At 70.7% G+C, this 14224-nt stretch carries 14 protein-coding genes and 1 pseudogene; 8 read left to right on the forward strand and 7 right to left on the reverse strand.

The window, feature by feature from the left end; all coding sequences use genetic code 11:
* Nucleotides 1–48 precede the first annotated feature (48 nt).
* A complete protein-coding gene (pip, locus tag ACFWY5_RS20285; protein ID WP_379633559.1) occupies nt 49–1005 on the forward strand; it encodes a prolyl aminopeptidase in 957 nt (318 codons plus the stop codon).
* Here the strand turns inward: pip and ACFWY5_RS20290 are convergent.
* Entirely contained in the window at nt 1002–1583 is a 582-nt protein-coding gene (locus ACFWY5_RS20290) for a phosphatase PAP2 family protein (RefSeq protein WP_379633561.1), read from the reverse strand. The genes pip and ACFWY5_RS20290 overlap by 4 nt on opposite strands.
* Before the next feature lie 75 nt (nt 1584–1658).
* Complete coding sequence (locus ACFWY5_RS20295; RefSeq protein ID WP_379633563.1) at nt 1659–1967, reverse strand: hypothetical protein; 309 nt, start codon at nt 1965–1967, stop codon at nt 1659–1661.
* 78 nt (nt 1968–2045) lie between these two features.
* Between ACFWY5_RS20295 and ACFWY5_RS20300 the strand changes: the two genes are divergently transcribed.
* A complete protein-coding gene (locus ACFWY5_RS20300; RefSeq protein WP_379609037.1) occupies nt 2046–2840 on the forward strand; it encodes a universal stress protein in 795 nt (264 codons plus the stop codon).
* On the opposite strand, the gene ACFWY5_RS20305 is transcribed toward ACFWY5_RS20300, so the two are convergent.
* Entirely contained in the window at nt 2833–3942 is a 1110-nt protein-coding gene (locus tag ACFWY5_RS20305; protein ID WP_379633565.1) for a glycosyltransferase, read from the reverse strand. The genes ACFWY5_RS20300 and ACFWY5_RS20305 overlap by 8 nt on opposite strands.
* Nucleotides 3939–4877 (reverse strand): glucosyl-3-phosphoglycerate synthase, encoded by a 939-nt coding sequence (locus tag ACFWY5_RS20310; RefSeq protein WP_379609035.1) that lies wholly within the window; start codon nt 4875–4877, stop codon nt 3939–3941. Before ACFWY5_RS20310 ends, ACFWY5_RS20305 begins: the two co-directional genes overlap by 4 nt.
* A 105-nt stretch (nt 4878–4982) precedes the next feature.
* On the opposite strand from ACFWY5_RS20310, the gene ACFWY5_RS20315 reads away from it, so the two are divergent.
* Together ACFWY5_RS20315 and ACFWY5_RS20320 are read left to right on the forward strand one after the other, a co-directional pair.
* On the forward strand, nt 4983–5933 hold the full coding sequence (locus ACFWY5_RS20315) for a Gfo/Idh/MocA family protein (RefSeq protein WP_379633567.1): 951 nt from the start codon (nt 4983–4985) through the stop codon (nt 5931–5933).
* Nucleotides 5926–7026, forward strand: coding sequence for a zinc-binding dehydrogenase (locus tag ACFWY5_RS20320; protein WP_379609032.1), 1101 nt, complete (start codon nt 5926–5928; stop codon nt 7024–7026). The genes ACFWY5_RS20315 and ACFWY5_RS20320 overlap by 8 nt, the downstream gene beginning before the upstream one ends.
* Before the next feature lie 9 nt (nt 7027–7035).
* On the opposite strand, the pseudogene ACFWY5_RS20325 reads toward ACFWY5_RS20320, so the two are convergent.
* From ACFWY5_RS20325 to ACFWY5_RS20335, 3 genes and pseudogenes are all read right to left on the reverse strand, one after another.
* A pseudogene (locus ACFWY5_RS20325) lies at nt 7036–8277 on the reverse strand (hypothetical protein); the annotation flags it as partial.
* The gene (locus ACFWY5_RS20330; protein WP_379609031.1) at nt 8208–8993 is read right to left on the reverse strand and encodes a sugar phosphate isomerase/epimerase family protein; all 786 of its coding nucleotides are present in this window, start codon (nt 8991–8993) and stop codon (nt 8208–8210) included. The gene ACFWY5_RS20330 and the pseudogene ACFWY5_RS20325, both read right to left, overlap by 70 nt.
* On the reverse strand, nt 8990–9946 hold the full coding sequence (locus ACFWY5_RS20335) for a zinc-binding alcohol dehydrogenase (RefSeq protein ID WP_379609030.1): 957 nt from the start codon (nt 9944–9946) through the stop codon (nt 8990–8992). The genes ACFWY5_RS20330 and ACFWY5_RS20335 overlap by 4 nt, the downstream gene beginning before the upstream one ends.
* Before the next feature lie 191 nt (nt 9947–10137).
* On the opposite strand from ACFWY5_RS20335, the gene ACFWY5_RS20340 reads away from it, so the two are divergent.
* The 4 genes from ACFWY5_RS20340 (at nt 10138) to ACFWY5_RS20355 (ending at nt 14223) form a co-directional block, all read left to right on the forward strand.
* On the forward strand, nt 10138–11025 hold the full coding sequence (locus ACFWY5_RS20340) for a sugar phosphate isomerase/epimerase family protein (protein ID WP_379609029.1): 888 nt from the start codon (nt 10138–10140) through the stop codon (nt 11023–11025).
* Between the two features lie 87 nt (nt 11026–11112).
* A complete protein-coding gene (locus tag ACFWY5_RS20345) occupies nt 11113–12486 on the forward strand; it encodes an ABC transporter substrate-binding protein (protein WP_379633570.1) in 1374 nt (457 codons plus the stop codon).
* Entirely contained in the window at nt 12483–13391 is a 909-nt protein-coding gene (locus tag ACFWY5_RS20350) for a carbohydrate ABC transporter permease (protein WP_379633572.1), read from the forward strand. Before ACFWY5_RS20345 ends, ACFWY5_RS20350 begins: the two co-directional genes overlap by 4 nt.
* A complete protein-coding gene (locus ACFWY5_RS20355; protein WP_379609026.1) occupies nt 13378–14223 on the forward strand; it encodes a carbohydrate ABC transporter permease in 846 nt (281 codons plus the stop codon). The genes ACFWY5_RS20350 and ACFWY5_RS20355 overlap by 14 nt, the downstream gene beginning before the upstream one ends.
* Nucleotide 14224: the final 1 nt, after the last annotated feature.

Genomic DNA, 14224 nt, shown 5'->3' on the forward strand with positions numbered 1-14224 from the left:
TTGAGCACGTGCCTTGTCCAGAGGCCACGCATGGAATCATGCCGAACCATGAGACAGCTCTACCCGGCCATCGAGCCCTACGATTCCGGCCTTCTCGACGTCGGAGACGGCGACCAGATCTACTGGGAGGTGTGCGGCAACCCGGACGGCAAGCCCGCGGTCATGCTCCACGGCGGGCCGGGCGGCGGGTGCACCGGCAAGCACCGCCGCCAGTGGAACCCGGAGCTGTACCGCATCGTCCTGTTCGACCAGCGCAACTGCGGGCGCAGCACGCCCCACGCGAGTGACACGGCGGTCTCGCTGGAGCACAACACCACCTGGAATCTGGTGGCGGACATGGAGAGGCTGCGCGAGCACCTCGGCATCGAGCGCTGGCAGGTGTTCGGCGGGTCGTGGGGCAGCGCGCTGGCGCTGGCCTACGCGCAGAAGCACCCCGAGCGCACGACGGAGCTGGTACTGCGCGGCATCTTCACGCTGCGTCCCCAGGAGCTGCGCTGGTTCTACCAGGAGGGCGCCTCCCACCTGTTCCCCGACCTGTGGGAGGGGTTCGTGGCGCCGATCCCGCCCGGGGAGCGCGGCGACCTGCTGGCCGCCTACCGCGCGAGGCTGGAGAGCTCCGATCCGGCGGTGCGGGTGCCGGCCGCCAAGGCGTGGGCGCAGTGGGAGGGCTCGACGGTGACGTTGCTGCCCGATCCGGAACTGGTGGCGGAGTTCGGCGAGGAGCGGATGGCGCTGGCGTTCGCGCGCATCGAGAACCACTACTTCACGCACGACGGGTGGTTCACGCCGGAGCAGCTCATCCGGGACGTCGGGAAGATCCGGCACATTCCCACCGTGATCGTGCAGGGCCGCTACGACGCCTGTACGCCCATGGCGACCGCCTGGGACCTGCACAAGGCGTGGCCGGAGGCGGACTTCCACGTGGTGAACGACGCCGGGCACGCCTCGACCGAGCCCGGCATCGTGGACCGCCTGGTGGAGGCCACCGACCGGTTCGCCCGTTAGGCGGCCAGGGCCAGCCGGTCGCGTACCAGGCGGACGAGGGGTGTGACCGCGCCGACGCACAGCAGCGCGACCAGCGGCGCGATCACGAGCCCGAGCGCGAACCCGGCGGCCACGTCGTGCGGGTAGTGCGCGCCGACGAACACGCGGGAGAACGCCATGATCGCCGCCAGCGGGAGCACGACCCAGGCGAGGGCCCGCCACGCCACGATAAGCGCGCCCGCCGCGCCGGCGGCGATCACGGAGTGGTTGCTCGGGAACGACCAGTCCCCGGCCGGCGGGCAGGCGGCCACCGTGGTGATGCCGCGGCACGGCCGTTCCTCGCGCACGATCAGCTTCACGATCTCGCTCACGACATAGGCGACGATCACCGCCGCGGGTCCGACGAGGGCGATGGCCAGTTCGCGGGCGGGTGCGCGGCGGGCGCGCCACCAGCACAGGACGAACAGGGCGGCGAACACGAAAAGCCCGGCGTCGGTGCCCACCTCCGCGAAGGTGTGCACCCAGCCGGGCGTGCCGAGGGCGAAGTCGACGATGTCGCGGTACAACACATGTCCAATCGATGAAGAAACGATGGACATGACCTTAATGATCTTACCGAGTGGTTTCGTCGGCAGTTCGGCCAGGCGTCATCGGCCATTCGGCCGATAGCGGGGTCAGGCGGTGCCGGTGAGGATGCGGGCGAGATCGAGCTGTCGCTGTCTGAGCTCGCCCTCCGTGATCAGCCCGGTCTCGAAGGCGTCCTCGGCCGCCGCGTGCTCGGCGACGTAGTAGGCGGCCATGATCTCGCTGCGCAGCGGGGTGAAACCGCGCTGTACGCACTCGGCGAAGACGTTGACCTTGCCTTCGAGGGTTTCACGGGAGATGGTGCAGTCCAGTTCGTGCGCCTTGAGCTGCTTCACGGCTTCCCTGAGGGTGACCTGACCGCCGGAGCCGTTGAATTCCGTGTCTGGTGTGATCTTCACTTCGCGTGCGCCTCCAAGAGTTCACAACGTCTGACGGAACCCGCGTATTCCCTGCTCAGAGCGGGTAGAGAGGGATGCGTGATCGGTGCGCACGTGATCGTCGGGTACACCGGCGACGCTGGAGGACGGGACGCGCTCGCGCTGGGGACCGCGATCACGCAGGTCACCGGCGGTGAGCTCACGGTGGCGACCATCTACCCGCCGGGCAGCCCCGGCCAGGCGGTCGAGGCGCAGGCGAACCTGGCCCACGCCGCGGGCGAGCTCGGCGAACGGCCCGCGGAGTACATGGCGTTCGAGAGCCGCGGCGCCGGCCGCGGCCTGGCGGTGCTGGCCAGCCGGATCAAGGCGGACCTGATCGTGGTCGGCTCCGCGGACGGCGGGCAGCACGGCCGCATCGCGATCGGCAGCACCTCCGACCACCTGCTGCACCTGTCGAGCGAGGCGGTGATGCTGGCCCCGGCCGGCTACCGCCCGCCGGCGGCGCCGACCCGGCTGACGCTGGCGTACGTGCACCGGCCGCAGTGCGACGAGGCCGTGGAGCGGGTGGCCCAGGCGGCGCTGCTGCTCGGGGTGCCGCTGCGGCTGATCACGCTGGACCTGCGCACCGACGACGCCGGCCGGCTGCGCGACGACCTCGCCCTCGCCGTACGGCTGGCGTGGGAGGGCACCGGCATCGAGGCCGAGGCGGAGATCGCCGAAGGCTACGACGTGGCGGCCGCGATCGGCGCGGTCGAGTGGCCGCCCGGCGACCTGCTGGTCTGCGCGAGCAGCGAGGACGCTCAGGCGCACCGGGTCTTCCTGGGCGAGCTGGCGATGAAGGTGCTGCGCGCCTCGGTCTGCCCGGTGGCGGTGCTGCCGCGGGGCTTCAACTGAGCCGGGCGTAGAGCTCCAGGTAGCGCTCGGCCATCACGGACGGGGTGAACCGGGCGCGGGCCTCGCGGCGGCACTCCTCCGGGTCGAGGTCGCCGACGCGCCCCAGCCATTCGGCGAGTTCCTCCTCGCTGTCCGCCAGGAAGCCCGTACGGCCGTGCTCGACCAGTTCGGGCAGGCAGCCGCGGCGCAGGCCGACCACCGGGACGCCCAGGGCCAGGGCCTCGACCACGGCGGTGCCGCCCGGCTCGTCCCACTGCAGGGGGAAGAGGGCGGCTCTGGCGCTGCCGTAGAGCTCGTCGCGCCGGTCCCCGGCGACGCCGCCGGCCCAGCGGATCAGCTCGCCGTCCAGGTGGGGGGCGATGTGGTCGCGGTGGTAGCGGACGTCGGGGTGTCCGTGGAGCGGATGTTCCGGGTCTTCCAGGACACGTTCCAGCTCGGCGGGGCCGCCGAGTCCGCTGACCGGGCCGGCCAGCACCAGCGGCAGGCCGAGCTTCTGGCACACGCGGACGGCGACGTGCTGGCCCTTGAGCGGGCAGATCCGGCCCATGACCGCGAGGTGCGCGCCGCGCGGGAAACGCAGGTCGCGCTCGGCCAGCGGGGTGGCCAGGTGGACGGCGCCCACGGCGGCGGCGCGCAGGGCCGCGGGAGCGCGGGTGAGCTGGTCGTGGGAGACGCCGTTGACGGCGATCTCCCGTGGCCAGGCGCCGTAGAAGCCGGGGTGCTTGCGCAGGTCCCAGTGGAGGGTGTGGAGCACCGGCGGCCCGCCGAGCGCCGACAGCACCGCGGGGCCGACGACCTCCAGATGATCGTGGACGAGGTCGATGTCGTCGCGGCCGCGTAACTCCCGCGCCACCCGCGCCTGGTGGGCGTGGGCAAGCCCCATCACCTGGTTGTACGGCTTCTGCAGGTGGGCGAACTGCCCCTCGGGGAAGGCGGCGACCAGTTCGTCGGCCTCGACGGTGCTGGACCCCACCGAAGCCAGCACCACGCGTACGCCCCGCTCGCGCAGCGCGGGCACCAGCGTGGCCACCACGTTCTCGATCCCGCCGTAGCCGGGCGGCGGCACCTCCAGCCACGGGCCGGCGTTCATCAGGATGTTCACGCGACGTCCTCCTCGATCGCCAGCGAGGCCAGCGGCGGGCGCTCGGCCACGGACACGTCGGCGCGGGCGGCCCGCCGTTCGGGGTCGAACTGGAGCAGGCTGTGCGCGGGCGCCGCCGCCGACACCACCCGGCCCTGGCGTTCGAGCCTGGTCCACGCGGTGAGCATGATCTGGGCGGCCATGCGGCCGAGCGCCGCCGTGGACTGGTGCGCGTGGGTGCGGCAGCCCAGGTCCACCTGGGCCATGGCGTCCAGGCCGACGAGTTCGAGCAGGTCCACCAGCAGGCCGAGCTCCACCCCGTACTCGGTCGCGAACGGCACGCGTTCCAGGGCCGTCCGCCGGCCCGCGTACTCGCCGCCGAGCGGCTGGACGAACCCGGACAGCTCCGGCCACCACAGGTTGAGCAGGGGCCGGGCGACGAGTTCGGTGACCCGGCCGCCCTCGCCGCGCCGGCCGTTCAGCGGCCGTTCGTAGGCGCCCTTGACGAAGTGCACCCCCGTGTCCAGCAGCAGCGGCCCGAGCAGGCCGGTGACGAAGGAGGAGGGGAAGTCGCGTAAGTCGGCGTCGACGAAGACGACGAGGTCGCCGGAACTGGCGGCCAGCCCCTTCCACAGGGCCTCGCCCTTGCCCGACAGCGGCGGCAGGTGGGCCAGCACGTCGTCCTGGCGCACGACCGTGGCGCCGGCGGCGGCGGCCACGGCGGCGGTGGCGTCGGTGGAGCGGGAGTCCACGACGACGATCTCGTCCACCAGGTCGGCGAGGTCGCGGCGGATCACCGAGACGATCGGCCCGACCGTGCGTTCTTCGTCGCGGGCCGGGAGAACCACGCTCACCGTGGTCGCCCCCTTGGCGGCCACCAGTGTGTCCGGCGACCAGTCGGCGGCTCTGCTGGTGCGCCGCCGGTACCAGTCCCGGACCCGCGGATCCGTCTCCATGCGCTCACCCCGATCGTCTCAGGTCACGGATGGCGACACATGCCCTGCCGATAGGAGTTCGAACATTTTCGTTTGTTCATCAGCGGATGTGGGATATGCCATCCTGTGTCGCCAATAACTCGAATCGGCATCATAGGTGCTGGAAATGTCGCCGCCCGTCACGCAGACGTGCTCTCGTCATTCCCCGACGTGACGATTGCCGGAATCGCCGACGCGGTTCCCCACAAGGCCGAAGCACTGGCCTCTCGGCATGGCTCCCTGGCCTACGGGAGTCACACCGACCTGCTGGACGCCGGCGGACTGGATGCCGTCTACGTGTGCGTGCCGCCTTTCGCGCACGGTAACCCGGAGACAGATGCTTTGTCGTGCAATCTCCCGCTTTTTGTAGAAAAGCCGTTAGCAACTGATCTAGAAACCGCGGAAAAGATCGCCGCCGAGATAACCCGCCGCGACCTTCCCTCCGCCGTCGGTCACCACTGGCGTTACCTCGACATCCTGGGGAAAGCCCGCGAACTGCTCGCCGGCCGCCCCGTACGGCTGGCCCTCGGCCACTGGCTCGACAAGGTGCCGCCCGTGGACTGGTGGCTGCGTACCGAGACCTCCGGCGGCCAGATCGTCGAGCAGGCCGTCCATGTGCTGGACCTGGCCAGGGTGCTGGTGGGCGAGGTCGCGATGGTGCACGCCGTACCGTCGGAGGGGGCCGCGGACGGCGAGATCGACCGGGCCACGGCGGCGGTGCTGCGCTTCGCGGGCGGCGCGGCGGGCACGCTGGCCGCCACCAGCCTGTGCGCGGGCAAGCAGCGCGCCGGGCTGGAGGTGCACGCCGAGGGCGTCACGCTCGACCTGGGCGAGGAACGCCTGGTCGTCGACGGGCGCACGGTGATCGAGGACGGCGGGGCCGCCAAGATCCACGTGGACAGGGAGTTCGTCAACGCGGTGCGGGGGAAACCGGCCGACGTACGCGTGCCGTACCACGAGGCGCTGAAGACGCATCGTCTGGCGCAGGCGGTCGCGCGGTCGGCGGCCACGCGGGAGCCGGTGGTGCTGAATGGCTGAGGTGCTCAGCATCGACGGGCCTGAGCGCGTCAGCCTGATCTCGGAGCCGATGCCCATGGCGGCGCCGGGCGGCTTCCTGGTGGAGACCGTCTACAGCGGCGTCTCCGCCGGGACCGAGCTGACCTACGTCAAGGGCACCAACCCCTACCTGAACACCTCGTGGGACCCGGCGCTCGGGTTGTTCGGCACCGGCGGGCCGGTGATGGCCTACCCGGTGCGCGGCATCGGCTACATGCAGGTGGGGATGGTGGTGGACAGCCGCACCGACGCGGTCGCCGTGGGGCGGATCGTCGCGATGGCCTACGGGCACCGCACCGCCTACGCCGCCGACCCGCTGCGCGACCGCTTCGTCGAACTGCCGGCCGACCTCGACCCGCTGCTCGGGATCTACGCCGCGCACATGGGGCCGATCTGCGCCAACGGCCTGCTGCACGCGGCGCACGACCTGCTCGGGCCCGGCGCGCGCGACCTGCTCGACGGGGTGCGCGGGCGGCGGGTGGCGGTCGTCGGGGCGGGCGTGGTCGGGCTGCTGGTGGCGGCGTTCGCGGCGGGCGCGGGAGCCGGGACCGAGGTCGTGGTGGTCGACGAGACCCCCGCGCGGCTGTGCGTGGCCGCCGCGCTCGGCGTGGAGACGCTGCTGGCCGAGGACGCGTTCCAGCTGAAGCGCCGCTGGCGGCACGGCCCGAACGACCACGGCGCCGACGTGGTCTTCCAGTGCCGCGGCCAGGAACGGGCGCTGGCCCTGGCGCTCAAGCTGCTGCGCCCCCAGGGCAGCGCGATCGACCTGGCCTTCTACACCGGCGGCGCCGGCCTGGTACGGCTCGGCGAGGAGTTCCACCACAACGGCCTGAGCCTGCGCTGCGCGCAGATCGGCCGGGTGCCGCGCGGCATGGCCCACGCCTGGGACCGCGACCGCCTCTCGCGCGAGACCGTCGAGCTCCTGCACCGCATCGGCCCGTGGCTACGTGAGCACGTGATCACCGACGTCGTCCGCTTCGGCAAGGCGCCCGAGCTCCTTCGCGACCTCGCCGCCCGCCGCAGGGAGGCCCTCCAGGCCGTGCTCTGCCGCGACGTCCAGGATGAGCGCGGCTGACCAGCTGAAGTCCCGGCAGCCGTGCCCGGCGCGGGTGAACGGGTCGAAGTACTCGCGAAAGCCCGACCGGGCCACCGCGCCGACCATGCCGTCGGCCAGCGCCTCGGCCAGGTCGGGCCGGCGGTGCCGCAGCCCCTGCCAGACCAGCCAGGTCAGGTTGAGCCAGCTCGGCCCGCGCCAGTAGCGGGCCGGGTCGAACTCGGGGGTGCCGGGGGCGTAGCTGGGCAGCAGCCCGTTCTTGATCTCGAAGCGGTCGAGTGCGGTGCCGATGAGCGCGTGGGCGATCTCGCGCGGCAGGTCGGGCAGCATGAGCGGGACGAGCCCGGCGGCGCTCTGGGAGCGGATCGGGCAGCCGGTGCTCGCGTCGCGGGCGTGGAACAGGCCGTCGTCGTAGAGGTGGGCGACCATGGCCGCGGTGATCTCGGCGGCCTCCCGGTGGTGCGGGTCGGGGTCGAGGCCGATCGCCTTGGCGATGCGGGCCAGTGACGTCTCGGCGACGCCGTACGCGGCGTTGAACAGCGGATCCTCGACCGCGAACGCACCCGCCCTGCGGTAGCCGGTGTCGCGGTAGGCGCGGGCCAGCGCGGTGTAGCGCTCGTAGTCGCGGTCGGTGGGCCGCTCGTCGGCGCTGACGTGGGCGAGGTCCCTGCGCCGCGCGCCCATGGGCCCGGCCTGGACGGCGGCCAGCGGCTCGTCCCAGGCGGGGCTGTTGTCCATGCCGGACTCCCACGGGTGCACGATCGAGATCAGGCCGTCCGCCGAGCGGCGCGCGGTACGCAGGAACCGCTGCTGGGCCACGAGCCGCGGGTAGATGCGGCGCAGGAAGGCGGGATCGGGGTCGGCCAGGTGGACCCGCCAGGCGGCCAGCGCGTGCACCGGCGGCTGCACGATGCCCGAGGTGGCCGAGCCGGAGGGCGCGCGGACCTCCCAGACGTCGGGGCCGGGGAAGTAGGCGCCGTCGGGCACCTCCGGGTTGAAGACGATGTGCGGCACCCGCCCGTCACGCCACTGCGCGCCGAACAACGACAGCAGCTCGGACCTGGCCCGCCGCGGCGACCAGCGGGCGTTGCCGATCGCGACGAAGGCCGAGTCCCAGCTCCACTGGTGGGGGTAGAGCCGCCGCGAGGGCACGGTGTAGCTGCCGTCCCAGTTGGCGACCAGGACGCGCACCGCCTCGCGGATCACAGGAACTTCCTGACGAACGCCGCCGTCTGCGGCAGCACGATCTCCGGCTCGCCGCGAAGCCGGCACTCCAGCGCCAGATAGCCCTCGTACCCGGTGGCGTCCAGCGCGGCCAGCTGGGAACCCCAGTCGAGGTGCCCGGTGCCGGGCTGGTTCCTGTTGGACTCGCTGATCTGCATGTGCGCGAGGTACGGCGCGGCCTCCACCAGCGATCGGCAGGGATCGTCCTCCTCGATGTTCATGTGGTACGTGTCGCCGACGACCTTGATCGCGTCCATGGAGCAGTAGGACACCGCCTCGGCCAGGGTGTTGACCATGTGGTTCTCGTAGCGGTTGAGCGGCTCCAGCATGATCAGCACGCCGTTGCGCTGCGCGTGCTCGCCGAGCACCCCGAGCGCCTCGGCCAGCACCTCGCGGTCCTCCCCCGGGCTGCGCGGCGGCTCGAACGGCGGCAGCCGCCGCGAGAACTGCCCCCACGAGGCGGGCGTCATGACCCCGATCCCGCCCAGCTCGGCGATGACCGTGAGCTGGGAGCGCACCTGCTGGATGGCGTCGGTGCGCTTGGCGGCGTCGAAGTCGCCGATGAAGTGCGGCATGTCCACGCAGACGGTCGGCATGACCACGCCGTCGGCGAGCGCCCGCTTCAGCTCGGTCAGCCGCCCGGCGAAGTGGAAGTCGCCCTTCCCACGCAGCTCGATCGCGTCGAATCCGGCATCGACCGCGAAGGCGAACTTCTCCTGCAGGGTGCGCCCCGGCAGCAGCTGCTCCTGTACGGCAAGCTTCACGCTGGCTCCTTGAACTTGAAGACGAGTTGGAGCACCTCCGACGGGCGGCGGTCGATCAGCTCGAAGGCCTCGGCCGCCTGGGCGGCGTCCATGACATGGCTGACCAGGTCTTCCGCGCGAACCTCGGCGCGGTGGACGAGCTCCATGAACGTGCGCTGGAGCCGTTCCACGTCCCATCGGTGCGCCAGCCACGCGGCCACGCCGCCGATCTGCGAGGCGATGAGCTGCACCTGGTTGTGGTGGAACTCCTCGCCGAGCCGCAGCCCGAGCCCGTCGCCCTGGTAGAAGCCGGCCGCGACGACCCGGCCGCCCCTGCGGACGGTCCTGATGGCCTCGTGCAGGCCGGTATGGCTGCCGCTGAGCTCGATGGCGACGTCGGCGCCCACGACGCGCTTGCGGATGAACTCGGCCACCGAGCCCTCGCGCACGTCGTAGGTCTCGGCGGCGCCGAAGCGCCGGGCGAGTTCGAGCCGCTCGGGGATGGCGTCGGCGGCGACCACGCGGGCGCCGCTGAGCACGGCGAGGCGGGTGGCGAGCAGGCCGATGACGCCCTGGCCGAAGATCGCGACCTGGTCGCCCAGGTGCAGGTCCGCCGCGTGGACGGCGTTGAGCGCGATGGCGCCGACGCGGGCGAAGACGCCGGTCAGCGGGTCCGCGCCGGGCGGCATGAGGTGCCCGGCGAGCCGCTCGGCGGGCACGACGGCCTCCTCGCGGTGACCCCAGATGCCCCAGACGACGTTGCCCACCACCGGCTCGCGTACGTCGGGAGCGGCCTCGACGACCTCGCCGACCTCCTGGTAGCCCCAGCCGGTCAGCGGGTAGGCGTGTGTCCGGCCCTCGACGAACAACCGCTGTTCGGTATCCCACTTTTTCGTGAGATACGGGTTGGTGCCGCGATAGGCGGTGAGTTCCGTCCCCGCCGAGACACCTGAGTAGATCGTGCGGACCCGCACGCAGCCCGGCTCCAGCTCACCGGTTGGCTCCAGACTGACGCGGACAGCACCTGGCCCTTGAATGGTGATGACGTGCATTCCCCACACTTACGCTTTTTTATCAAACAAAAGTCACGGATTTAGTGCTTGTTTGCACGCGATAGTTGTGTAATCAGCACTCGCAAGTCTACGACTTTTGTTGGAGGTAGCCGATGAAATTGGGGTTCCTAACAGCGTGTCTTCCGGAAAGCAACCTTTCCGACATCGCACGCTGGGCCGTCGACCAGGGATTCGAAGCCCTGGAAGTAGCCGGATGGCCGGCAACGGATGACCGAAATCACATCAGAGTAGAGCGTTTCGATGAGATCGAATACGAGCGGGTCAGGCGAATCTTCGCGGACACCGGACTCACCCTTTCCTCGATCGCCTACTACGAGAACAACCTGCACCCAACCGAAGGGCCGCAGGTGAACGCGCACGTGCGGCACTGCGTCGAGGCGGCCGCCGCGCTCGGCTGCCCGACCGTGGGCACCTTCGTCGGCCGCGACGCCGCGATGACGGTGCACGACAACCTCAAGAAGGCCGAGGACGTTTTCGGCCCGCTGGTCGAGCACGCCAAGGGGCACGGGGTCGATCTCGTCATCGAGAACTGCGTCATGAAGAGCTGGCACCCCGACGGGTACCCGGGCAACCTGGCCTACTCGCCCGAGCTGTGGGAATGGATGTTCGGGCTCGGGCTCAAGCTCAACTACGACCCCTCGCACCTGGTGGCGCTGGGCATCGATCCGGTGGCGGCGGCGCGGCCGTACGTGTCGGAGATCGCGCACGTCCAGGCCAAGGACACCGAGATACTCGGCGGCCTGATCGACCACACCGGGTTCCACGGCCCGATCGGCGGCGAGAAGGGCTGGTACCGCTTCCGGGTTCCCGGCCGCGGGCAGGTCGACTGGACCCGGGTCATTGACGCACTTCAGGAAGGCGGGTACGACGGGGTGGTGTCGGTAGAGCACGAGGATCCGGTGTGGAGTGGCGACCCGGCGAGGGTCCGGACCGGTCTCGGGATCGCCTATCACACGTTGCGGCCGCTCATCGCGGGGTAAAGGCGGCCCAACCCCTTTCGCGGGGGCCTTGCCGGAGACCTGGCGTCGGGCTGCTCGGAGCGCCGGGTGCAGACCGAGGAGCGTGCCATGCCAGGAAAGGCAACCGCCGTTCTCAGCGCCGCCGCGCTGGTCGCGGCCATGACCGCCTGCGGGGACGGCGGCGGGGGCAGCCGGCCCGCCGCCGCCACCGAGATCACCGTCTGGACCGAGGAGAACCTCCCGGACCGGATGGACGTCCAGAACAAGATCGTCAACGAGTTCACGCAGAAGACCAAGATCAAGGTCAAGCTGGTGCCGGTGGCCGAGGACCAGTTCAGCCAGACGCTGACCGCGGCCGCCGCCGCCGGCGACCTGCCCGACGTGATCGGGGCGCTCCCCCTGGCGGCGGTACGCGAGATGGAGGCCAACGACCTGCTCGACACCGAGACGCCGGGCAAGGTCGCCGACCGGCTCGGCCGCGCCACCTTCTCCAAGCGGGCGCTCGACCTCAACACCGCCGACGGCAAACTGCTGGCCGTACCCAGCGACGGCTGGGCCCAGCTGATCCTCTACCGCAAGGACCTGTTCGAGAAGGCCGGGCTGGAGCCGCCGGACACCTACGAGCGGCTGCAGGCCGCCGCCGCCGAGCTGCACGGCCCCGACGTCGCCGGCATCACGCTGGCGGTCGCGCCCAAGGACTCCTTCACCGCCCAGAGCTTCGAGCACGTGGCACTGGCCAACGGCTGCGAGCTGGTGGACGGCTCGGGCAACGTCGCCCTGGCCTCGCCCAACTGCGTACGGGCCTTCACGTTCTACTCCACGCTGGCCAAGCAGTACTCGGTCAAGGGCAAGCAGGACGTCGACTCGACCCGGGCCACGTACTTCTCCGGCAAGGCGGCCATGATGATCTGGTCGTCGTTCATCCTCGACGAGATGGCCGGGCTGCGGAACGACGCTCTGCCTTCCTGCGCGGCGTGCCGTACCGACAAGGAGTGGCTGGCCGCGAACACCGGCGTGGTGACCGCGCTGAAGGGCCCGGACGGCGCCGCGCCCGCGCAGTACGGCGAGATCGTCTCCTGGGCCGTCACCCGCGACGCCGCCAAGGACTCGGCGGCCACGTTCGTCGCGTACATGATGAACGAGGGCTACGAGCGCTGGATGGGCATGGCGCCCGAGGGCAAGTTCCCCACCCGGCCGGAGTTCGCCGGCGTGTGGGCCAAGCTGCCCGCCGGGGTGGACACCAAGAAGCCGCTGGCCGAGCTGTACCCTGCCGCGACGCTGGAGGCGCTGCGCAAGAGCCCCGACACCTTCGGCCGCTGGGGCATCCCGCAGGGGCAGGGCAAGCTGGTCGGCGTCACGATGGGCGAGCTGCCGGTGCCCAAGGCGCTGAGCGGGATCGTCGAGGGCTCGCTGACGCCCGAGGCCGCCGCGGCGCAGGCCAAGGCGGACGTGGAGAGCATCAAACGCGGGATCCGCCAGTGAGGGGGACGCTCCGGCAGCAGGAGGGCAGGGCCGGGCTCGCGCTGATCTCGCCCACGCTGGTGGTCACGCTGGTCGTGGTCGTGGTGCCGCTGTTGTGGGCGGTCATGCTGGCCTTCCAGGACGTCCGGCTGATCAACATCAGGCGGGTCGGGATCTTCGGCCACTACACGCTGGAGAACTTCACCTACGTGATCTCCGAGCCGGGTTTCTGGTCGGCGCTGGTCAACACGCTCGTCTACACGGTCGCCGGCACCGCGCTGTCGATCGCCGCCGGGCTGGTGGCCGCGCTCGCGCTCCGGGACAGGTTCCCCGGTCGGACGCTGGTCAGGGCGTCGATCCTGGTGCCGTACGTGGCGCCCGTGGTGGCCGTGGCGTTCCTGTGGGAGGTGATGCTGAACCCGCAGTACGGCATCGTCAACACCTGGCTGAGCGAGCCGATCGCCTTCCTGTCGCAGGCCCGCGGCACCTTCCTGGGCATCGAGGTCCCGGTGGCGCTGCTGACGGTGATCGCCTTCGAGGCCTGGCGGTACTTCCCGTTCGCCTTCCTGTTCATCCTGGCCCGGCTGCAGGCCCTGCCCAAGGAACTCGACGAGGCGGCCGTGGTCGACGGGGCCACGCCCACGCAGCGCTTCCGCTACGTGATCATGCCGCAGCTCTGGCGGATCATCGCCCTGCTGTCGGTGCTGCGCTTCGTCTTCACCTTCACCAAGTTCGACGACGTCTACCTGCTGACCGGCGGCGGCGCCGGCACCGAGGTGGTCTCGGTGCGCGTCTACAACTTCCTGACCGCCCGCGACGACATCGGCGCCTCGGCCGCGCAGGCCATCGTGCTGGCCGTGGTGCTCGTCGTCTTCCTGGTGATCTACCTGCGCTTCTTCTCGGGAGGTGCGCGTGAGCAGGGATAGGTTCGAGCGCGCGCTGCTTCGCGCGCTGAGGCCGCTGGTGATCGCCTTCCTGTTCGTGATCACCGCGTTCCCGTTCTTCTACATGGTGATGCTGTCGGTACGCGACATCCAGGAACTGATACTCGAACCCGGATCGCTCTGGCCGAACGCCTTCACCCTGAGCACCTACGCCGACGTCCTGACCCGGCAGGGCTTCCTGACCTTCATGGGCAACAGCGCGATCATCGCCGTCTCCTCGGTGGCGGTCACGCTGCTGATCTCCATCCCGGGCGCGTACGCCGTCGCCAGGCTGCGCTTCTTCGGCCGCCGGCAGGTGCACTTCCTGTTCCTGGCCGTCTACCTCTTCCCCGCCATCGTGCTGGCCATCCCGCTGTTCGTGCTGTTCACGATGATGGGCCTGCGCGGCTCCCTGGCCGGTCTGATCCTCGTGTACATCGCCCAGACCGTCCCGGTCACCGTGTACATGCTGCGCAACTACTTCGAGACCGTCCCGCAGAGCGTCGAGGAGGCGGCGGCCATCGACGGCTGCTCCCGGGTGGAGACCATCTGGCGGGTGGTGCTGCCGCTGTCCAAGCCGGCGCTCATGGCGACGGGACTGTACGCCTTCATGATCGCCTGGAACGAGTTCTTGTTCGCCCTGCTCTTCCTGGTCGAGCGGCGGGAAAGATGGACGGTCTCCCTCGGGCTCTCCCAGCTCGCGGGCAGTATCGAGATCCCGACCACGGTTCTCATGGCAGGATCGGTGGTTCTGACGCTGCCCATCGTGATCGTCTTCTTCGCCAGCGAGCGGCTGCTGACCGAAGGGCTCACCGCCGGGGCGGAGAAGGGATAGG

Origin of the sequence: Nonomuraea sp. NPDC059007 (genome assembly GCF_042740555.1) — a bacterium.
In the GTDB taxonomy this organism is placed as follows: Bacteria; Actinomycetota; Actinomycetes; order Streptosporangiales; family Streptosporangiaceae; genus Nonomuraea.

Bases quoted from the DNA above. Each gene is read 5' to 3' on its own strand.
- pip (WP_379633559.1), top strand. From the start codon at position 49: ATGAGACAGCTCTACCCGGCCATCGAGCCCTACGATTCCGGCCTTCTC.
- ACFWY5_RS20320 (WP_379609032.1), top strand. From the start codon at position 5,926: ATGGCTGAGGTGCTCAGCATCGACGGGCCTGAGCGCGTCAGCCTGATC.
- ACFWY5_RS20340 (WP_379609029.1), top strand. From the start codon at position 10,138: ATGAAATTGGGGTTCCTAACAGCGTGTCTTCCGGAAAGCAACCTTTCC.
- ACFWY5_RS20290 (WP_379633561.1), bottom strand. From the start codon at position 1,583: ATGTCCATCGTTTCTTCATCGATTGGACATGTGTTGTACCGCGACATC.
- ACFWY5_RS20310 (WP_379609035.1), bottom strand. From the start codon at position 4,877: ATGGAGACGGATCCGCGGGTCCGGGACTGGTACCGGCGGCGCACCAGC.
- ACFWY5_RS20345 (WP_379633570.1), top strand. From the start codon at position 11,113: ATGCCAGGAAAGGCAACCGCCGTTCTCAGCGCCGCCGCGCTGGTCGCG.